This is a genomic window from Streptomyces sp. NPDC039430 (assembly GCF_055639435.1).
Genome location: NZ_JBVKAK010000012.1, coordinates 169,867 through 190,548 on the forward strand (window position 1 = coordinate 169,867; position 20,682 = coordinate 190,548).

The 20,682-nt window shown below is 68.1% G+C and carries 16 protein-coding genes; 9 read left to right on the plus strand and 7 right to left on the minus strand.

Translation table 11 applies throughout. The features are described 5' to 3' along the window. Nucleotides 1–29: 29 nt before the first annotated feature. The 5 genes from ACZ7LS_RS27520 to eccCa form a co-directional block, all read right to left on the minus strand. A complete protein-coding gene (locus ACZ7LS_RS27520) occupies nucleotides 30–548 on the minus strand; it encodes a hypothetical protein (protein ID WP_382664546.1) in 519 nt (172 codons plus the stop codon). A gap of 119 nt (nucleotides 549–667) precedes the next feature. Next, nucleotides 668–2,920, minus strand: a complete 2,253-nt coding sequence (locus ACZ7LS_RS27525) for a hypothetical protein (RefSeq protein ID WP_385136484.1) — start codon at nucleotides 2,918–2,920, stop codon at nucleotides 668–670. Nucleotides 2,921–2,931: 11 nt separating this feature from the next. Then, the gene (locus ACZ7LS_RS27530) at nucleotides 2,932–3,432 is read right to left on the minus strand and encodes a hypothetical protein (protein WP_382664542.1); all 501 of its coding nucleotides are present in this window, start codon (nucleotides 3,430–3,432) and stop codon (nucleotides 2,932–2,934) included. A gap of 316 nt (nucleotides 3,433–3,748) precedes the next feature. Next, nucleotides 3,749–3,982 carry a hypothetical protein gene (locus tag ACZ7LS_RS27535; protein ID WP_382664541.1) on the minus strand — a complete coding sequence of 78 codons (234 nt, stop codon included), beginning with the start codon at nucleotides 3,980–3,982 and terminating at the stop codon, nucleotides 3,749–3,751. Further along, nucleotides 3,979–7,959 carry a type VII secretion protein EccCa gene (eccCa, locus tag ACZ7LS_RS27540; protein WP_385136481.1) on the minus strand — a complete coding sequence of 1,327 codons (3,981 nt, stop codon included), beginning with the start codon at nucleotides 7,957–7,959 and terminating at the stop codon, nucleotides 3,979–3,981. Before eccCa ends, ACZ7LS_RS27535 begins: the two co-directional genes overlap by 4 nt. A gap of 365 nt (nucleotides 7,960–8,324) precedes the next feature. Here eccCa and eccD point away from each other — a divergent pair, with 365 nt between their 5' ends. From eccD to ACZ7LS_RS27570, 6 genes are all read left to right on the plus strand, one after another. Continuing rightward, complete coding sequence (gene eccD / locus ACZ7LS_RS27545) at nucleotides 8,325–9,833, plus strand: type VII secretion integral membrane protein EccD (protein ID WP_385136479.1); 1,509 nt, start codon at nucleotides 8,325–8,327, stop codon at nucleotides 9,831–9,833. Nucleotides 9,834–9,987: 154 nt separating this feature from the next. Next, the gene (rpsO, locus tag ACZ7LS_RS27550; RefSeq protein ID WP_030351649.1) at nucleotides 9,988–10,278 is read left to right on the plus strand and encodes a 30S ribosomal protein S15; all 291 of its coding nucleotides are present in this window, start codon (nucleotides 9,988–9,990) and stop codon (nucleotides 10,276–10,278) included. A 366-nt stretch (nucleotides 10,279–10,644) separates the two neighbouring features. After that, a complete protein-coding gene (locus ACZ7LS_RS27555) occupies nucleotides 10,645–12,870 on the plus strand; it encodes a polyribonucleotide nucleotidyltransferase (RefSeq protein WP_356511551.1) in 2,226 nt (741 codons plus the stop codon). Then, nucleotides 12,867–14,243, plus strand: a complete 1,377-nt coding sequence (locus tag ACZ7LS_RS27560) for a M16 family metallopeptidase (RefSeq protein ID WP_382968494.1) — start codon at nucleotides 12,867–12,869, stop codon at nucleotides 14,241–14,243. The genes ACZ7LS_RS27555 and ACZ7LS_RS27560 overlap by 4 nt, the downstream gene beginning before the upstream one ends. Nucleotides 14,244–14,279: 36 nt before the next feature. Next, complete coding sequence (dapB, locus tag ACZ7LS_RS27565) at nucleotides 14,280–15,032, plus strand: 4-hydroxy-tetrahydrodipicolinate reductase (RefSeq protein WP_382664532.1); 753 nt, start codon at nucleotides 14,280–14,282, stop codon at nucleotides 15,030–15,032. Nucleotides 15,033–15,036: 4 nt separating this feature from the next. After that, nucleotides 15,037–15,489, plus strand: coding sequence for a tetratricopeptide repeat protein (locus ACZ7LS_RS27570; protein WP_382664530.1), 453 nt, complete (start codon nucleotides 15,037–15,039; stop codon nucleotides 15,487–15,489). Between the two features lie 106 nt (nucleotides 15,490–15,595). Here the strand turns inward: ACZ7LS_RS27570 and ACZ7LS_RS27575 are convergent, their stop codons facing one another. Then, on the minus strand, nucleotides 15,596–16,141 hold the full coding sequence (locus ACZ7LS_RS27575) for a hypothetical protein (RefSeq protein ID WP_382516916.1): 546 nt from the start codon (nucleotides 16,139–16,141) through the stop codon (nucleotides 15,596–15,598). A 94-nt stretch (nucleotides 16,142–16,235) separates the two neighbouring features. Next, nucleotides 16,236–16,475, minus strand: a complete 240-nt coding sequence (locus tag ACZ7LS_RS27580) for a hypothetical protein (protein WP_382664528.1) — start codon at nucleotides 16,473–16,475, stop codon at nucleotides 16,236–16,238. A gap of 203 nt (nucleotides 16,476–16,678) precedes the next feature. Between ACZ7LS_RS27580 and thyX the strand changes: the two genes are divergently transcribed. From thyX to ACZ7LS_RS27595, 3 genes are all read left to right on the plus strand, one after another. After that, a complete protein-coding gene (gene thyX, locus ACZ7LS_RS27585; protein ID WP_382516910.1) occupies nucleotides 16,679–17,416 on the plus strand; it encodes an FAD-dependent thymidylate synthase in 738 nt (245 codons plus the stop codon). 199 nt (nucleotides 17,417–17,615) lie between these two features. Next, nucleotides 17,616–18,515: a 4-hydroxy-tetrahydrodipicolinate synthase gene (dapA, locus tag ACZ7LS_RS27590; RefSeq protein WP_356511565.1), complete on the plus strand. Its 900-nt coding sequence runs from the start codon at nucleotides 17,616–17,618 to the stop codon at nucleotides 18,513–18,515. A gap of 163 nt (nucleotides 18,516–18,678) precedes the next feature. Then, nucleotides 18,679–20,364, plus strand: coding sequence for a ribonuclease J (locus ACZ7LS_RS27595; RefSeq protein ID WP_356511567.1), 1,686 nt, complete (start codon nucleotides 18,679–18,681; stop codon nucleotides 20,362–20,364). Nucleotides 20,365–20,682 lie beyond the last annotated feature (318 nt).

Sequence of the window (20,682 nt, forward strand, 5' to 3'; positions counted from 1 at the left end):
TACTTCTTGAACTCCTGGAGCCGCTAATGCTATGCACGTGAATCGTGAGGGCACTCATCCGATTGTTCGACCGCCTTGGTGTAGGCGGGGATCAGAGATTTCATCGAGGATTTGTCGTCTCGGTTGGATGTGAATACCTGGATGACGGTGAAGAGATTCTGATCGGGATGTGTCGAATCGGTGCAATCCTCTGTCCTACCGACGGCTCCGGTACCTGAGTAAAGGTACATATTGTCATCCGTGACTTGTCCGGGGTCCACCTTTGCATGTACGGCGGCCACGTCGCTGACGCCACCCCCTCTCGCCCACCATATGCGGCTCGCAATGACGGCGATTTTTCCGTCCACGATAATGTTGCATTGCGTAGTTCCGCCATTGGGTGATTCTTTCTGCGTGGAGATCTTCTCTCCGGGCGGCAAGAATGGTGACAGCAGATCGGATTCTACGGTTACGCCGCACAGGGATTCCGGGACAGCATACTTCCGCTCTTCGCTCTTTGGTGTTGAGCAGGCTGCCAGTACGGTTCCGAAGGTGATAGCTGTCGCCAAGAATGCAATTTTCCGAGGTGTCAGTGAGGGACTGGCCTGGGAGTATATCAAGACTAAAGACCTCTCTGGGCTGGGTGCGAATTACTCAAGGTGGGAGATCAATTGCTGACGGTGTGGCATCAGATATCCGTCTTGAGGTCCGGGGCCATGGAATTCACGCTCGCTTCGGATGCCCTGAACCCGCTCTGTGCTCCAGTACGCGCCCATTCCCCCGCATCCGCAAGATCATCCCTCGTATGCGCCGCTACCGCGAGTTCGGCCGCCATCTCGGTGTACTTGGTGTTTTTCTGCAGACCGCTTTCCCAATACTCACCCATGACGGGTCCTGCTTCGTCCTTGGCCTTGCCCTCGGCGTCTTTGAACAGCTCTTCCAGGACCGTACTGGTTACGGTGCCTGCGGCCCCCCCGGCCGCGGCCCCTCCAGCTGGGCTGGCGATGAAGGACGTGCCGACGCCGACGCCGGTGCCGACCACGCCCGATATCCCGTTCTTCCACTGGGCCACGGAGTGCTCGTAAGCCTTGTCCTTCTCTTCGGCCTCCCCTGCGACGGCCTCGGCGCGCGCTTGCGCAAGGGTTCCTGAGACTTCGCCCGATCCATGAGCAACTTGTTCAACGACAAACTGCGGATCTTTCGAGTAGCGCAAATCTTCTGGAAGATCAGGGTTCAGGTGATAGTCCATCAGGTTTGCCATATAGGCTTGCTGGCTCACTTCAACCGCTGCGTATCCCTCTTCGTTCTGGCCCACGGTGAACAAGAATCGCGTCACATCGCGATGCTCCATTTCAGCCTGCGCGCCGGCGAGCGGGAAGAGCCTGTCCGTGTCCTTATCGACGTCATCAGTCATCGCTCGGTTGATATCCGGCAGGTATTCCGACGCGATCTGCCCCATGCTGTCGGACATGAAACCATACTTGGTGAGGCGCTCGTTATCTTCTGAGATGGACTCGACGATGTTCTTCATCAGCTTCGCCTGATCCGCGTTGTGCGGTGGCGTGTCAGCGGTTGGCATTTCGCCCGCCGGGTGGCCGGTCGTAGCAGCTTCCAGGGCCAGCGCCAGGTTGTTCCGGCCTGAGATGCTGTTGTCGCGGTTTTCGTCCATCTCCGGCGGCCAGTCTCGCTCCTCGAAGAGATAGTCGAAGTTGGAGAGCGATTCCTTTGCGCCCTTATCGGTCTTGAAGTCGTGGTCCTCGTCCTTCGAGAGGAACGGGTCGTTGAAGAAGTCCGTCGCGGCGTCGGGGCTGTTCGACAGCGCCTTCAGGTAGCCGATCATGGGGTCCGAGCCGGAGTCCTCGCCGGTGCGGTTCAGGTTCGGGGCCATTCCCATGTGGGTCCAGACCGTTGCCCCGTGGCGGCCGTTGCTGGTGGCCGCCTTCTCGGTCTCCATGAGCTCGGTGCCGTAGCTCTTGAGGAACTGGTCGTCGAAGTTGCCCCAGCGCATCAGGTTGCTCATGACCTGGAAACCCTGAGTGGTGCTGTTCTTGTTTACGGGCTGGCTTCCGAGATCTGTCATCTCCCACTTCCACCGCTGCATTTCAGGCGTGTCCGCCTGCGTCGCGGTGGCGAGCGTGAGGCTGAGATTCTTCTGCAGATCAGCGAGCTCTTCGCGCCGAGCGGGGTATACGTCCCTGTTCTTGTTGGGATCGGTGATACCTGCCCAGAACTCCAGTGTCCCCTTGGGCCCCAGCTGCTCGGCGAAACGCTCGGCGAAGAGTTCGTCGCCCGAGTACTTCTTCAGGCCCGCGTTGAGCGCGTCGAACTCCTTGACCGTCAGGTCCTCCGGATTCTTCTTCGCGATACGGGCCAGGTTCTCGGCCTCCTTGATCGCGTTGGCGGCCGCATCGCGATCGGCGTACTTCTGCCCCGAGAATCCGTAGTCGGTGAGATCGACGAGTGCCTTGAGCGACGTGGACGCGGTGCTGTCTATCTCCGTCGCCGTCCTGAGGATTCCCTCAAGCTCGTCCCGCAGGGCGTCGACGTCCTTCTGACCGTTCGCCGGCGCCGGGTCGGGGTTGGGGGTGACGGTGAATCCGCTGCCCGTCGGTCTGACGGACATGTGGTTGTTCCTGCCGCGTTCGACCGCTTCCTTGAGCAGGCGCTGCTGGGTCTTCAACTCACCCTGGGTGTCACGGAGGATGTTGCGGATGGACTCGGCCTGGGTATGGGCGTCGCCGAACTCCCCGGCGGTCTTGCCGATGAATTCCCGGGAGACAGTGGCGTTGACGCCGGCCCAGTTGGCCTTGATGGCCTTGCCGTGGAGTCCGTCCTTCGCGTCCGTCTTCAGGTCGGCGAGCTTGCCGAGCATCTTCGTCCAGTCGTCGACCGCATCGTCGAGCAGCTTGAAGTTGGCAGAGTGAAGAGCTTCGAAATCCATGGGCCCGCCCCCTAGTCCTTCTTGTCTTTCTTGTCCTCGCCGTAGATCTCGTTCTTCTTGCCGGGCTCGGCCCACGACTCGTCGAAGCCGGCGTCAAGGGTGGAGATGCTGCTCACATGACGCTCGATGAAGATCTCGTCGCCCTGATGTGCCTTGTCCGTGAAGTCCATGTGGTTCGAAATGAGCGCGCAGGCGTCCATGAGCGAGTTGAGCTGTCGGTCCCAGCGCACCGCTACATGACTCAGGGCGCCGCCGAGCTCGAACCCCTGGTTCTTCAGATCGGTCGCGGCGGTGTCGGTGCTGGTGACCCGTGCTTCCTCCCACAACCGGTTGTAGAGCTTGAACGCCTCGTCGCCGATCGCCGCCAAGTCCTTCTGCGTCACCTCAAGATCACCGGTCGGACCGCCCGCGTTGGGCCGGTCTTCCTCCGGGATGCCGTTGAGCCGCATCTGTGCCGGCTGGTTGGCCGCCGCCGCCGACGCCTTCAGCTGTTCCCACTCGTCCCACGCCATCTGTCCATCTCCCCGTGTTCACTGCCGGATCGCCGCGTGCTCGGATCGCCGCGTGCTCGGATCGCCGCGTGCTCGGATCGCCGCGTGCTCGGATCGCCGCGTGCTCGGATCGCGCCATGCCCGGACCGGCCCGTCGACCGGTCAAGCCATCAGGCCATCAGGTCATCAAGCCACTCGACCCGTCAACGCGCCCTCGTTCACTCGTCAGTAGCGGTCGCACGGGATGTCCGCACGAAAGCTCAACGCCCGGCCCACGCCCGGCCCACGCCCGGCCCACGCCCGGCCCACGCCCGCCCTACGCCCGCCCCACGAGAGCTCACGACGCCATCCCCGCCAGCCGGAACATCTCCACGGCCTGCCACCCGAGGAACAGCGCCACCCCGATCAGCGCCAGCTTCCGCCCCCGGATCAGCCCGTCCGACGGTTCGTGCGCCTCAGGGTTCTCGAAGCGTCTCGCCTGGAAGCGCCACCACGCCTTGCGCTGGTCCACGAACGCCAGGCCCAGGAACAGCACCGCGAAGGAGGCCGCGAAGACCCCCGCCCCGGTCACCGCTCCTCCTGCGAGGGCATCAGGCCCGTCTGCACCAGCGGGTTCCCGCGCCGGCGCGAGACGAAGATTCCCCGTCCCACCGGCATCGGGCGCATCCTCACGTTGCCGAGCACCTCGCCCTCCTGCGGGTCGCCGGAGAGCAGTACGCCCTGTGCGCCGAGCTCCGTCATCCGCTGCAGGAACGGCTCGTACGCGGCCCTGCTCGCGCCCGCCGCGTTGCGGGCGATGATGAAGCGGACGCCCACGTCGCGCGAGAAGGGGAGCAGCTCCGTCAGCTTCCCCAGGGGGTTGCCGCTCGATGTCGAGACCAGGTCGTAGTCGTCGACGACCACGTACACGTCCGGGCCGCGCCACCAGCTGCGCTCCCGCAGCTGCTGCGCCGTGACATCCGCCGACGGCGTACGGCGCCGCATCAGGTCGACCAGGGCGTCCACGTGGTGCTCCATGTTGTTGGACATGGGGACGTACTCCGCCAGGTGCGTGGCCGGAGTGGCGTCCAGCAGCGCGCGCCGGTTGTCGATCACGAAGAGCTTGCACGCGTCGCCGTCGTACCGCTCGGTCAGCTGCTTGATGAGCAGCCGCAGCATGTTGGTCTTGCCGGCCTCGCTCTCGCCGAACACCAGGAAGAACGGGTCCTGTTCGAAATTGACGAAGACCGGTTCCAGGTTGTTCTCGTCGATGGCGAAGGCGACGCCGCGCTCCGGCTGGGCGAAGCCCGCCGGGAGGTCCGCCACCGGCAGTTCGCGCGGAAGCAGCCGTACGGCGGGAGCGCCAGGCGCCGTCCAGTGCCGGGACACCTCCTGGTTCATCGCGGCGGTGGCCTCGGACAGATCGCTGTCCGAGTTGATCCCGTCGATCCTCGGGACCGCCGCCATGAAGTGCAGCTTCTCCGGCGTCAGCCCGCGCCCCGGCACCCCGGAGGGGACATTGACCGCGGACTTGCGGTCCAGCTCGGAGTCCATGGTGTCGCCGAGCCGCAGCTCCAGGCGGTTCATCAGATGGTCCTTGAGATTGGCCCGGACCTCCATCGAGCGCGAGGCCGTGAGGATCACATGGATGCCGTAGCCCAGTCCGCGCGCCGCGATGTCGAGGACGGCCTGCTCCAGGCCCTCGTAGTCCGAACGGAAGTTGCCCCAGCCGTCGATGACCAGGAACACGTCACCCCACGGCTGCTCCGTCGGCGAGATGTCGCCGCGCGCCCGCAGCCTGCGGTACGTCACGATGGAGTCGATGCCCGCGGCGCGGAAGTACTCCTCGCGCCGCGACAGGATCCCGTACACCTCGGCGACCGCGCGCCGCACCCGCTCGGGGTCGAGGCGCGACGCGACCCCGCCGACATGCGGCAGGCCGGCGATCGACGACATACCGCCGCCACCGAAGTCGAGACCGTAGAACTGGACCTCCTGCGGCGTGTGGGTCAGCGCGAACGCCGAGATGATCGTCCGCAGCAGCGTCGACTTGCCCGACTGGGGGCCACCGACGATCTGCATATGGCCCGCGGCCCCGGAGAAGTCCCGGTAGAGCGTGTCGCGGCGCTGCTCGTACGGCTTGTCGACCACACCGAGCGGTACGACGAGACGGCCCGCGCCCTCGAACCCGGGCTGCGTCAGCCCGCGTCCCTCCACCCCCGCGAGTCCCGGAAGCAGTTCGTCGAGCGCCGGCGGGTTGTCCAGCGGGGGCAGCCACACCTGATGGGCCTCGGCGCCCCGCCCCTCCAGCCGCCGCACGATCACATCGAGCACGGAGTCGGCCAGCGCGTCGTCCTCACTCGTACGCGCCTCGGGCACGTCGGGCCGGGTGGTGCTCGGCTCGACGTACCGTACGGGCACCGGAGCCGCCGTGAACGCCACGGGCCTGCGGTCCACCGGGAGCGGCCCACCGGGGGCCGTCGCCCGCTGCTGGTTCGTGCGGTACACACCGGACACATAGGCGGCCTTGAACCGCACCATCTCGTCCGTACCGAACTTCAGATACCCGGAGCCGGGCACATTGGGCAGCTGGTACGCGTCGGGCACGCCCAGCGCCGCGCGGGACTCGGCCGCGGAGAACGTCCGCAGACCGATCCGGTACGACAGATAGGTCTCCAGACCGCGCAGCCGGCCCTCCTCCAGCCGCTGTGAGGCCAGCAGCAGATGGACGCCCAGCGACCGGCCGATGCGCCCGATCTGCACGAACATCTCGATGAAGTCCGGCATGGCGGTGAGCAGTTCGCTGAACTCGTCGATGACCAGGACGAGAGAGGGGATGGGCTGGAGGGGCGCGCCCGCGGCCCTCGCCTTCTCGTAGTCATGGATGTTCGCGTAGTTGCCCGCGTCGCGCAGCATCTCCTGCCGGCGGTTCAGCTCACCGCGGATGGAGTCGCCCATGCGGTCCACCAGCGTCAGATCGTCCGCCAGGTTGGTGATCACCGCGGCGACATGCGGCATCTGCGACATCCCGGCGAAGGTGGCGCCGCCCTTGAAGTCCGCGAGGACGAAGTTGAGGGTCTCCGACGAGTGCGTGACGGCCAGGCCCAGTACGAGCGTACGCAGCAGCTCGGACTTGCCGGAACCCGTCGCGCCCACGCACAGACCGTGCGGACCCATGCCCTCCTGCGCGGCCTCCTTCAGGTCCAGCATCACCGGCGTGCCGTCCTCGCCGACCCCGATCGGGACCCGCAGCCGCTCCGCCTGGGAGCGCGGGCGCCAGGTGCGGGTGACGTCGACGGAGGCCGCGTCGCCCAGATTCAGCAGATCGGTGAAGTCGAGGTTGGCGAGCAGCGGTTCGTCGTCGTCCCCGCCCGAGGCCACGGTGAGCGGCGCCAGCTGGCGGGCGAGCGCCTCGGCGGCCTCGGCGCTCAGCTGGTCGGGCGCGCCGTCGTACACCAGGCCGTGCCCCGACTCCAGTTGCAGCGAATCGGGGTGGACGACGACGGACAGGCCGCCGCGCGCGCCGGTGACCTCGCCGGGGACGACCTCGATGACCGTCACGCCCTGGAGGCCCTCCGCCGCGGCGAGCGCCGACATGGCGGGTACCGACTGGCCGTCGAGTACGACGACGATGTGCGGCTGGTCGAGCAGCGGCTGGCCGCCGGGCTGGAAGCGCGGACGGCCCTCCAGACGGCTCCCCAGCAGCTCTTCCAGCTCCCGTGCGTCGGTGGTGATCAGCCGCCTGCTGCCCGCGCCGTCCGTACTGTCCGGGACCTGCACATGCGGCAGCCACTTCGCCCACTCCCACCGCGGGGCCGCCTCGCGCCCGGCGGCCACGGCGATGACCAGATCGTCGGGGGAGTGCAGCGAGGCGAGCGAGCAGACCACCGCGCGGGCCGTGGAGCGTACGCACTCCGGCTCCCCACTGACCGTCAGGTGGTAGAAGGCGCGCAGCGAGACGGCCATCGGCAGCCCGCCCAGCGTGCTGTGCGCGGTCAGGAACTGCTGCATCGCCCCCGCGGTGAGCGGCTCCAGATCGTCCACCGGCGCCGTCTCGGGCGCGATGAGCGGGGTCGCGAGCTGCTGGTTGCCCAGACCGATGCGCACCTGCCCGAAGTCGACGTCGCCCACCCGGCGTTCCCAGACCCGGCTGCCCTCGGCGACCAGCGCCCACAGCTGCTCCGGCGACGGATGGAGGTAGTACTGCGCGTCACGCTGGAGGCGCGCGGTGCGCAGGACCGTACGCCGCGTCTGCGTCAGGTACTTGAGGTAGTCGCGCCGCATGTCGGCGAGCTGGCCCTGGGTGCCCCGGCGGTAACGGACCAGCATCGCGATGGCCATGGCGACCGTCGACGCGATCATCACCATGCCCATGATCCGCATGATCGGGTTCGGGGTCATGAAGAAGAAGACGACCGAACCGCCCATGCCCAGCATCGGCAGCAGCTGCATCAGCGCGCCCTCCTGCTGTCCTCGCGGCAGCTCGGGCGGAGGTTGCACTTGCACCTGCTCGCCGGGTACTTCGGCGGGCAGGACCCGTGGTGGGCGCTTGACGACGATCTGGCTCACAGCTCACCAATTCCCTTGCCGGACGGAATGTTTCCTATCGGCGCCCCCGTGGCGACGGGTTCCATCCGCGGGGAAGGATCCTACTTGCGTGGCGTGAGGAGGCATGGCGGTAGGGTGACGCGACGCGTTTGCGCACCCGTGAACTACTGCAAAAAACAGGGTGATTCGGGTCGTAGCGCAAGGCCCGGTCTCAGCACGCGGCCCACGATCCACACAATCCATTCCCAGGACCCGCCCACGCACACGATCCAGGCACGGGATCCGCGCACCGGACCGCGCACGCGGTCCACGCCCACGATCCAGCAGAATGACGCGCACGATCCATCAGAGTCGCAAGGAATCACAAGGGGGAACAGCAGGTGAGCATGACGGCCCAGACGGCCCGAGCGGCGGCCGCGGGAACCGGTCACCCCGGTCCCGTGGCTCCGGCCGGCGGCGGGACCGGCTTCTGCCGGATCACGGTCGTCGCGCCGGACGGCCGCGTCGACGTGGCACTGCCCGAGGACATCCCCATCGCCGATCTCTACCCGGAGATCCTCAGGCTGTCGGGACAGAGCCCCGCCGAGGGCGCCCCCGTCGGCTACCACCTGGTACGCCGGGACGGCACCGTACTCGACAGCGCGCGCTCCCTGGCCGCCCAGCGCATCCTCGACGGCGAGCTGCTCTCGATGCGGCCCTTCGCCGAGTCCCTGCCGCCCGCGGTCTTCGACGATGTCTCCGACGCCGTCGCCTCCGCAGTCGCCCGCGACAGCACGCTCTGGACCGACGGCCTCATGCGCGGCGCCGGGCTCTTCGGCGGCTCGGTCCTGCTGGTCCTGCTCTCCTTCGTCCTGTGGACGGCCGACCCCCGGCACGACATGCACGGCCTGCCCGGCATCCTGGCCGCCGTCACGGCCGTCCTGCTGCTCGCGCTCGCCGGCGTACGCGCCCGGATCTACGACGACCGGGGCTCGTCCATCGCCCTGGGCATCGGATCGCTGGCCCACGCGGCCGTCGCCGGTTCCGGACTGCTGTCGCCCGCGCAGGGCCAGGGCACCGGCAGGCTGCAGTTCCTGCTCGCCTGCGCCGCCGTGCTCGTCGCAGCGGTGATCCTGATGATCGTCACCCCGAGCGGGGACGGCGCCTTCGTCGCGTTCGTGTTCGCCGCCGCCATCGGCCTGCTGGTGACCTTCGCCGCGATCATGACCGATATGGCGCCCGTCGAGACCGCCGGGGTCTGCGCCCCGCTCGCCGTGGGAACCCTGGCGTTCCTGCCCGGCCTCTCCACCCGCTTCGCCCGGCTTCCCATCGGCTTCGAGCCGCCCCGCTCGTCCGTCGGCGACTACGGCGCCGACCCGGTCCCCCAGGGCCCGGTCGACGCCGAGCGCATCGCGGCCCAGGCCCGGCGCGGCCATGAACTGCTGGTCGGCCTGGTCGGCGGCTGCGCGCTGGTGGCCGTGGGCGCCGCCGCGGTGCTCGGCTTCTCCGACAACGTATGGGGACAGCTGCTCGCGCTCGCCACCGGCATCGCCATGCTGATGCGCGCCCACCTCTTCCGCTACACCGCCCAGGTCGGCTGCGCCCTGGCCGCGGGCCTCGGCGCCCTGGCGCTGCTGGTGCTGGGCCTCTGCCTCAACCCGCCCTCGGAGCTGATCCAGGAGGCCCTGCGGGGTGACGGCACGGCGCTCGACATCCGTACGGTCTGGCTCACCACCGCGGTCGCGGCCGTCGCCGCCCTGATCACCGCCATCGGCCTGATCGTGCCGAGCAAGGGCGTGACCCCCTTCTGGGGCCGCTTCCTGGAGATCGCGGAGGCCTTCGTCCTGCTGACGCTCGTACCGCTCTGTCTGGCGGTCTTCGACGTCTACCACTCCATCCGGGCGCTGACCTCCTGACGAGGCTGGTACGCTACGTAGCGGCCGTTTGTGTACGCGTTCCGGAACCGTCCGGAACAGCGCCCAACGGATCCCCGCCTCCCGAGTAACGGAAGCTCCCCAGAGTATTCGACCTGGGGCACTCGGTGGCCACGAAGACCCACGAGGAGTACGCGTGTCGCTCGACGCCGCTACGAAGAAGCAGATCATGACCGAGTTCGGCACCAAGGAAGGTGACACCGGCTCCCCCGAGGTCCAGGTCGCCATGCTGTCGCGCCGGATCTCGGACCTGACCGAGCACCTCAAGACCCACAAGCACGACCACCACTCCCGTCGGGGTCTGCTCATCCTGGTCGGTCAGCGCCGCCGGCTGCTGCAGTACCTGGCCAAGAAGGACATCCAGCGCTTCCGTACGCTGGTCGACCGCCTGGGCATCCGCCGCGGTGCGGCCGGCGGTGCCAAGTAAGACACCGTGAAGGGAGCGGTTCCCACTTCCAGGGGACCGCTCCTTTCGCGTACGCGCGTACGTTCCGCCGCGCACGCGCCGGGGTACGGGTGGGCCGGCCACCCCCGTACCGGGCCCACGAGCGCCCCGCCCGGGACAACCGGAATGTCATCCCGCGGCGAAGCTCAGTAATCTGGTCGCACGAGCACAACTGAAGAGGAGAAGCGAACTCCGCCGCCGCCGGTCCTCGGTAGTGGCTCCCGGAAGGCGCGCGGCCCATGCCGCGGGCCCGGGTGCTTCGATCGAAGACCGGCCCGCACCAAGGAGCGCTTCTCCGCCACGTCCCCTGCCACACGGGCACCGGACGAACACGAGGAGAAAACACTAGTGGAGAACGAGACCCACTACGCCGAGGCCGTTATCGACAACGGAACCTTCGGCACCCGCACCATCCGCTTCGAGACGGGACGGCTGGCCAAGCAGGCCGCCGGGTCCGCCGTGGCCTACCTGGACGACGACACCATGGTGCTGTCGGCCACCACCGCCTCCAAGAAGCCCAAGGACCAGCTCGACTTCTTCCCCCTGACGGTGGACGTCGAGGAGCGGATGTACGCGGCCGGCAAGATCCCCGGCTCCTTCTTCCGCCGGGAGGGCCGGCCGTCCGAGGACGCGATCCTCACCTGCCGCCTGATCGACCGCCCGCTGCGCCCCTCCTTCAGGAAGGGCCTGCGCAACGAGATCCAGATCGTCGAGACGATCATGGCGCTCAACCCCGACCACCTGTACGACGTGGTCGCCATCAACGCCGCCTCCTGCTCCACGCAGCTGGCCGGCCTGCCCTTCTCCGGCCCGATCGGCGGCACCCGTGTCGCCCTGATCAAGGGCCAGTGGGTCGCCTTCCCGACGCACACCGAGCTGGAGGACGCCGTCTTCGACATGGTCGTCGCCGGCCGCGTCCTGGACGACGGCGATGTCGCGATCATGATGGTCGAGGCCGAGGCCACCGAGAAGACCATCCAGCTCGTCAAGGACGGCGCCGAGGCTCCCACCGAGGAGATCGTCGCCGCCGGTCTGGAAGCCGCCAAGCCCTTCATCAAGGCGCTGTGCAAGGCCCAGTCCGACCTCGCCGCCAAGGCCGCCAAGCCCACCGGCGAGTTCCCGGTCTTCCTCGACTACCAGGACGACGTCCTGGAGGCGCTGACCGCCGCCGTCAAGAGCGAGCTCTCCCAGGCGCTCACCATCGCCGGCAAGCAGGACCGCGAGGCCGAGCTGGACCGCGTCAAGGAACTCGCCGCCGAGAAGCTGCTCCCGCAGTTCGAGGGCCGCGAGAAGGAGATCTCCGGTGCCTACCGCGCGCTGACCAAGTCCCTGGTCCGCGAGCGCGTCATCAAGGACAAGGTCCGTATCGACGGCCGCGGCGTCACGGACATCCGTACGCTCGCCGCCGAGGTCGAGGCCATCCCGCGCGTGCACGGCTCGGCGCTCTTCGAGCGTGGCGAGACCCAGATCCTGGGCGTCACCACCCTCAACATGCTCCGCATGGAGCAGCAGCTGGACACCCTCTCGCCGGTGACCCGCAAGCGCTACATGCACAACTACAACTTCCCGCCCTACTCCGTCGGTGAGACCGGCCGCGTCGGCTCCCCGAAGCGCCGCGAGATCGGCCACGGCGCGCTCGCCGAGCGCGCCATCGTGCCGGTGCTGCCGACGCGCGAGGAGTTCCCGTACGCGATCCGCCAGGTCTCCGAGGCGCTGGGCTCCAACGGCTCGACGTCCATGGGCTCGGTCTGCGCCTCCACCATGTCGCTGCTGAACGCCGGTGTGCCGCTCAAGGCCCCCGTCGCCGGTATCGCCATGGGCCTGATCTCGCAGGAGATCGACGGCAAGACGCACTACGTCGCCCTCACCGACATCCTCGGTGCGGAGGACGCCTACGGCGACATGGACTTCAAGGTCGCCGGTACGAAGACCTTCGTCACCGCGCTCCAGCTCGACACCAAGCTCGACGGCATCCCCGCCTCGGTCCTGGCCGCCGCGCTGAAGCAGGCCCGCGACGCCCGCCTCCACATCCTCGATGTGATGAACGAGGCCATCGACGTCCCGGACGAGATGTCCCCGAACGCCCCGCGGATCATCACCGTCAAGATCCCGGTGGACAAGATCGGTGAGGTCATCGGCCCCAAGGGCAAGATGATCAACCAGATCCAGGAGGACACCGGCGCCGACATCACGATCGAGGACGACGGCACCATCTACATCGGTGCCGCCGACGGACCGGCCGCCGAGGCCGCCCGCGCCACGATCAACGGCATCGCCAACCCGACCATGCCGGAGGTCGGCGAGCGCTACCTGGGCACGGTCGTCAAGACCACCACCTTCGGTGCGTTCGTGTCGCTGCTCCCGGGCAAGGACGGACTGCTGCACATCTCGCAGATCCGCAAGCTCGCCGGCGGCAAGCGCGTGGAGAACGTCGAGGACGTCCTCGGTGTGGGCCAGAAGGTCCAGGTCGAGATCGCCGAGATCGACCAGCGCGGCAAGCTCTCCCTGATCCCCGTCATCGAGGGTGAAGAGGCCGGAGAGTCCGAAGAGGCGAAGGACGAAGCCGCGAAGTGACAGCCAGCTCCAGGACGACGGCCCGCACCTCCTCGGAGGCGCGGGCCGTCGCCCGTACCCAAACCCTGCTCAAGGGCGAGAACGGCATCGGTAAGGTCCGCCGTACGACCCTCCCCGGCGGTCTGCGCGTCGTCACCGAAACCCTCCCGTCGGTACGCTCCGCCACCTTCGGGATCTGGGCGCAGGTCGGCTCCCGCGACGAGACCCCGGCGCTCAACGGCGCCACGCACTATCTGGAGCACCTCCTCTTCAAGGGCACGACCCGGCGCAGCGCCCTCGACATCTCCTCCGCCATCGACGCGGTCGGCGGTGAGATGAACGCCTTCACGGCGAAGGAGTACACCTGCTACTACGCGCGGGTGCTCGACACCGATCTCCCGCTGGCCATCGATGTCGTCTGCGACATGCTCACCGGCTCGCTCATCGAGGCCGCCGACGTCGACGCCGAGCGCGGGGTGATCCTCGAAGAGATCGCCATGACCGAGGACGACCCGGGCGACTGCGTACACGACCTGTTCGCGCAGACCATGTTCGGCGACTCCCCGCTCGGCCGGCCGGTCCTCGGCACCGTCGACACCGTCAACGACCTCGACCGCGACCGGATCGCCCGCTTCTACAAGAAGCACTACGACCCGACGCGTCTCATCGTCGCCGCCGCGGGCAACATCGACCACGCCACGGTGGTACGTCAGGTCCGCAAGGCGTTCGAGAGGGCCGGCGCCCTGTCCCGTACGGACGCCGCGCCCCTGGCCCCCCGCGACGGCAGCCGCGCCGTACGCACCGCGGGCCGGGTGGACCTGCTGAACCGCAAGACCGAGCAGGCCCACGTCGTCCTCGGCATGCCGGGCCTGGCGCGCACCGACGAGCGCCGCTGGGCGCTCGGCGTGCTGAACACCGCCCTCGGCGGCGGCATGAGCTCCCGGCTCTTCCAGGAGGTACGGGAGAAGCGCGGGCTCGCCTACAGCGTCTACTCGTACACCTCGGGCTTCGCCGACTGCGGGCTCTTCGGGGTCTACGCGGGCTGCCGGCCCAGCCAGGTCCACGACGTCCTGAAGATCTGCCGCGACGAGCTCGACCGGGCCGCGGAGGACGGACTCGGCGACGAGGAGATCGGCCGCGCCATCGGCCAGCTCTCCGGCTCCACCGTCCTCGGTCTGGAGGACACCGGCGCGCTGATGAACCGGATCGGCAAGAGCGAGCTGTGCTGGGGCGCCCAGATGTCCGTGGACGACATGCTGGGGCGGATATCCGCCGTCACCCCCGACGACGTACGGGCGGTCGCCCGCGACGTACTGGGACACCGTCCCTCGCTGTCCGTCATCGGACCCCTCAAGGACAAGCAGGCGGACCGCCTCGACGACGTGGTCTCCTGACCGGGCCGCACCCCCGACGCTGAAGGAAACAGAGCAATGAGCAAGCTGCGCGTGGCCGTTCTCGGAGCCAGGGGCCGTATCGGCGCCGAGGCGGTACGGGCCGTCGAGGCCGCGGACGATCTGGAACTGGTCGCGGCCCTCGGCCGGGGCGACAAGCTGGAGACCCTGGTGGAGACCGGCGCCCAGGTCGCGGTGGAACTCACCACCCCGGCCTCGGTGATGGGCAACCTCGACTTCTGTGTGCGCCACGGAATCCACGCGGTCGTCGGCACCACGGGCTGGACCGACGAGCGGCTCGCACAGCTGAACACCTCGCTGGCCGCCTCCCCGGAGACCGGCGTGCTGATCGCGCCGAACTTCTCCATCGGCGCGGTCCTCACCATGAAGTTCTCCGAGACCGCGGCCCGCTACTTCGAGTCGGTCGAGATCGTTGAACTCCACCATCCGAACAAGGTCGACGCGCCCTCCGGCACCGCCGTCCGTACGGCCCAGCTGATCGCGGCGGCCCGCACGGCGGCGGGCAGCGCCCCGCAGCCCGATGCCACGGTCACGGCGCTGGACGGCGCGCGCGGCGCCGATGTCGACGGGGTGCCGGTGCACTCCGTACGGCTCCGTGGCCTCCTCGCCCACCAGGAGGTCATCCTCGGCGGCGAGGGCGAGACCCTCACCGTCCGGCACGACTCCCTGCACCACAGCAGCTTCATGCCGGGCGTCCTGCTCGGTGTGCGGCGCGTGGTCTCCGCCCCAGGCCTCACCTTCGGCCTGGAACACTTCCTCGACCTGAGCTGAGCCCATGCGTGCGAAGATCACCTACTGCGTCACGGCCGCCGTCCTGGTCGTCTACTTCGTCCTGGTCGGCAGCCGCGGAGTGCTGCTGATCGAACACGGCACGGCACTCACCGTCACCTTCGGTGTCGCCGTGCTGGTCCTGCCGCTCATCGGCGTCTGGTTCCTCTGGAAGACCACCCAGTTCGTCGCCCGCGCCAACCGGCTCGCGGCGGAGCTGGACGCCGAGGGCGGCCTGCCGGTCGACACCCTGGCGCGTACGGCCGGGGGCCGGATCGACCGGGACTCCGCGGACGCCGTCTTCGCCGAGCGCCGGGCCGAGACCGAGGATTCCCCCGACGACTGGCGCTGCTGGTTCCGGCTCGCGGTCGCCTACCACGACGCCCGGGACACCCCCCGGGCCCGCAAAGCGATGCAGCGGGCCATCGCGCTCCGTGACGGCAAGCCCGTACGGGCCTGACCACCCGGGCCGCCCCAGGCACCCCGGGAGCGCGCACGACAGAGCGGGGCCCGGCCTGCCACGGCCGGACCCCGCTCGGTACCGCTCTCCTGTCCGTACGACGGCGTCAGACGCCGCGGTACTCGTCGCCCCAGGCCTCCACCGTGTCGGCGGCCCGGTCGAACGCCTCACCACGCGACAGGAAGTCCGCGTTGTGGTCGGTGAGCAGCTGAATCGGCTCACCCTGCCGGCGTACGAGGACGAGCGCCTGCCCCTGTACGGTGCGCGGCAGCCCGAGCCAGCGAACCGGCTGCTGGACGGTGCGTACGGCCGTGACCTGGTCCCAGGACATGGTCTTCGTCAGCAGCAGGCCCACCCGGCGTACGCCGTGCCGGCTGACCCACGCGCCCACGCGGAGCAGGCGCAGGGCCGCGGCGATCACCACCCCGGCGACCACCAGACACACCGTCGCACCGGACAGCGCGCCCGCGAACGCGATGATCATCGCCGCGAGCAGAACGAACGAGGCGAGCAGCAGAAGCAGCGCCGCCGCCACCACGCGCCAGGGGCCTGGGCGGTACGGACGCCGCCAATGATCATGATCGTCGAAGGGCAGCGCGACGTCATCGGTCGCGTCAAAAGCCCGGTCGGCCGTCAAGAAGGGCAGGGGCACGACTGATCCTCACTCACAAGCACGCTCGATTGCTGTGCCCGGTGAGGCTATCGATCCCTGGCCCGACCGGACCACCCCAGGGGGGCCGGACGAGTCAGCGGCCCTGTGACGCCTCGGACTGCTGCGTGTGGCCGGCCGACTGATTTGTGTCCAGGGACGGCAGTCCGAACAGCAGCGCGCCGGTGAACCCGGCGACGACGGTCAGTCCGATCAGCGCACGGCTGACGACCTCGGATGTGCTGGCCCGGTGTTTGGGCGGGGGCGCGACGTTACTGCGGAAGCTGTCGGCCTCGGCGACGAATGCGAACGGGACGGCCTCTCGCCGGCGGAACATGGAGGGACTCTCCTTGCGATCTCGTGATGGAACGCCGCTGGTGTGTCAGCTGCTACTCAGTGAGACGAACAACAGCCCCATTCGGTGCCCGAATTCCCCGAATTGACCAACGAACGGCGCCCGGCGCCGGCCCGTCCGTCGCTGTCGGTGCCGAGCCGTAGAGTGGGCGCCGCCCGTGCGATGCGAATGGAAGGACCCCGCCGGTGAGCGACACCCCCGCCGAGACCGAACCGAGCTTCCGCAGCGATGTCACCGTCGAGCTGGTCAAGCACGCCGCCGGTGACTCCGATGTGCTGTGGGCCGCGCGCGTCTCCACCGCCGGCGAGCAGTCCCTGGAAGAGCTCTCGAAGGACCCCGAGCGGTCTAAGGGACTGATCAATTTCCTGATGAGGGACCGCCATGGCAGCCCCTTCGAGCACAACTCGATGACGTTCTTCATCAGCGCCCCGATCTTCGTCTTCCGCGAGTTCATGCGGCATCGCGTGGGCTGGTCGTACAACGAGGAGTCGGGCCGCTACCGCGAGCTCCAGCCGGTCTTCTACGTGCCCGACGCGTCGCGCAAGCTCGTCCAGGAGGGCCGTCCCGGGAAGTACGTGTTCGTCGACGGCACCCGCGAGCAGCAGGAGCTGACCGGCCGCGTCATGGAGGACTCCTACACGCGGGCGTACGAGGCCTACCAGGAGATGCTGGCGGCGGGCGTGGCCCGTGAGGTGGCCCGTTCCGTGCTGCCCGTCGGGCTCTTCTCGTCGATGTACGCCACCTGCAACGCGCGCTCGCTGATGCACTTCCTCGGCCTGCGCACCCAGCACGAACAGGCGAGGACCCCGTCCTTCCCGCAGCGGGAGATCGAAATGGTCGGAGAGCGGATGGAGGAGCACTGGGCGAAGCTCATGCCCCTCACCCACGCGGCCTTCAATGCCAATGGCCGGGTCGCGCCCTAGAAGGCACTCCGGGCCTGTCCGGGGCACAGATGTACGGTCGGCCGAGTGAAGTGTCCGGATTGCGGCGTTTCGAGAAGTTCATCTAGGCTGATCAAACGGACCCGGCACTGCTTGAACCCCCGAGCAGGCAGTGCCGGGCTCCTCTTGTCCCGTCCCCCAAAGGGACACGGTGAGCTGAGCAGCGAGTAGCGTGTTACCCATGGCTCCGATCTCCACTCCGCAGACCCCCTTCGGCCGGGTCCTCACCGCCATGGTCACGCCCTTCACGGCGGACGGCGCAATCGACCTCGACGGTGCCCAGCGGCTCGCCGTCCATCTCGTGGACGCGGGCAACGACGGCCTGGTCCTGAACGGCACCACCGGTGAGTCGCCGACCACCAGTGACGCGGAGAAAGAGCAGCTGGTACGGGCCGTCCTGGAGGCCGTCGGAGACCGGGCCCATATCGTCGCCGGCGTCGGCACCAACGACACCCGCCACAGCCTGGAGCTGGCCCGCACAGCCGAACGCGCCGGAGCGCACGGACTGCTCGCGGTGACCCCGTACTACAACAAGCCGCCGCAGGAGGGCCTTTTCCGGCACTTCTCCGCCATCGCGGACGCGACGGGCCTGCCCGTCATGCTCTACGACATCCCGGGCCGCAGCGGTGTCCCCATCGACACCGAGACGATCGTCCGTCTCGCCCAGCACCCGCGCATCGTCGCCAACAAGGACGCCAAGGGCGACCTCGGCCGCGCCAGCTGGGCCATCGCCCAGTCCGGTCTGGCCTGGTACTCCGGCGACGACATGCTGAACCTCCCGCTGCTCTCCGTGGGCGCGGTCGGCTTCGTCTCCGTCGTCGGCCACGTCGTCACCCCGGAGCTGCGCGAACTCCTCGACGCCCACCTCACCGGTGACGTCCACAAGGCCACCGAGATCCACCAGAAGCTGCTCCCGGTGTTCACGGGCATGTTCCGCACCCAGGGCGTCATCACCACCAAGGCCGCGCTCACGCTGCAGAAGCTGCCGGCCGGACCGCTCCGCCTCCCGCTCGTCGAGCTGTCGGACCACGAAACCGCTCAGCTCAAGATCGATCTGGCGGCCGGCGGGGTACAGCTCTAGTCACAGACTTCACAACTGAATACGCGAAGACATAACCCATCGAGACAAACCGAGACATCGGTTTCACCCCGGACATCGGTCCATACAGACAACAGCAAGTGCACGAATGTCATGCGCGCCACGTGCCACTGCGGCACGTGGCGCGTGTGGTGAGGAGAGTCTTTTGAGTCATCCGCATCCTGAACTCGGCGCGCCGCCGAAGCTGCCCAAGAACGGCCTGCGTGTCACCCCGCTCGGAGGTCTGGGCGAGATCGGCCGCAACATGACGGTCTTCGAGTACAACGGCCGTCTGCTCATCGTCGACTGCGGCGTCCTCTTCCCCGAGGAGGAGCAGCCCGGTATCGACCTGATCCTGCCGGACTTCACCACCATCCGGGACCGCCTCGACGACATCGACGGGGTCGTGCTCACCCACGGCCACGAGGACCACATCGGCGGTGTCCCGTTCCTGCTCCGGCTGAAGCCCGACATCCCGCTGATCGGCTCCAAGCTGACCCTCGCGCTGATCGAGGCGAAGCTCCAGGAGCATCGCATCCGCCCGTACACCCTTGAGGTCACCGAGGGCCACCGCGAGCGCATCGGGCCGTTCGACTGCGAGTTCGTCGCGGTCAACCACTCCATCCCGGACGCCCTGGCCGTCGCCATCCGTACTCCCGCCGGCATGGCGGTCCACACCGGCGACTTCAAGATGGACCAACTCCCGCTGGACCGCAGGCTCACCGACCTGCCCACCTTCGCCAAACTCGGCGAGGAGGGCATCGACCTGCTGCTCTCGGACTCCACGAACGCGGAGGTCCCGGGCTTCGTCCCGCCCGAGCGCGACATCTCGAACGTCCTGCGTCAGGTCTTCGCGAACGCGCAGAAGCGGATCATCGTGGCGAGCTTCGCGAGCCACGTCCACCGCATCCAGCAGATCCTCGACGCGGCACACGAGTACGGGCGCAGAGTCGCCTTCGTCGGCCGCTCGATGGTCCGCAACATGGGCATCGCCCGCGACCTGGGCTACCTCCGGGTCCCGGCCGGTCTGGTCGTCGACGTGAAGACACTCGACGACCTTCCCGACCACGAGGTCGTCCTCGTCTGCACCGGCTCCCAGGGCGAGCCGATGGCCGCGCTCTCGCGCATGGCCAACCGCGATCACCAGATCCGGATCGTCCAGGGCGACACGGTCATCCTGGCGTCCTCGCTCATCCCGGGCAACGAGAACGCGGTCTACCGTGTGATCAACGGCCTGACCCGGTGGGGCGCGAACGTCATCCACAAGGGCAACGCCAAGGTCCATGTCTCGGGCCACGCCTCGGCCGGCGAGCTCCTGTACTTCTACAACATCTGCAAGCCCAAGAACCTGATGCCGGTCCACGGCGAATGGCGCCACCTGCGCGCCAACGCCGAACTGGGCGCGCTGACCGGGGTCCCCAAGGACCACATCGTCATCGCGGAGGACGGCGTGGTGGTCGACCTCGTCGACGGCAGGGCGAGGATCGTGGGCAAGGTCCAGGCCGGCTACGTCTACGTGGACGGCCTGTCGGTCGGCGATGTCACCGAGACCTCCCTCAAGGACCGCCGCATCCTCGGCGACGAGGGCATCATCTCGGTCTTCGTGGTGGTCGACTCCACCACGGGCAAGGTCGTCGGCGGCCCGCACTTCCAGGCCCGCGGCTCGGGCATCGAGGACACCGCGTTCTCCGCCGTACTGCCCAAGGTCGAAGAGGCCATCGGCAAGGCGGCCGCGGACGGCGTCGCGGAGCCGCACCAACTCCAGCAGCTCGTGCGCCGCACGGTGGGCAAGTGGGTCTCGGACACGTACCGCAGGCGTCCGATGATCCTGCCCGTGGTGGTCGAGGTCTGAGCCATCTGACGCGTCGTCCGATGCGTCACCCGGAGCGGGGGGCCCCGATTTGCTTCGAGGCCCCCCGCTCCAGTACGTTTACGGTTCCACCCCGCCGGGAACCCGGGTTAATCACATGCCTGGGACCTTCCGAATGGGGGTGGGAATCCGACTCGGATCACTCTGATAAAGTCGGAATCGCTGGAAAGGGAAACGCGAAAGCGGAAAACTGGAAGGCGGCCCTGCTCCGACGGGGAATCGGACAGGAAAGAGTCTGATAGAGTCGGAAACGCAAGACCGAAGGGAAAAGCCCGGAGGAAAGCCCGAGAGGGTGAGTAC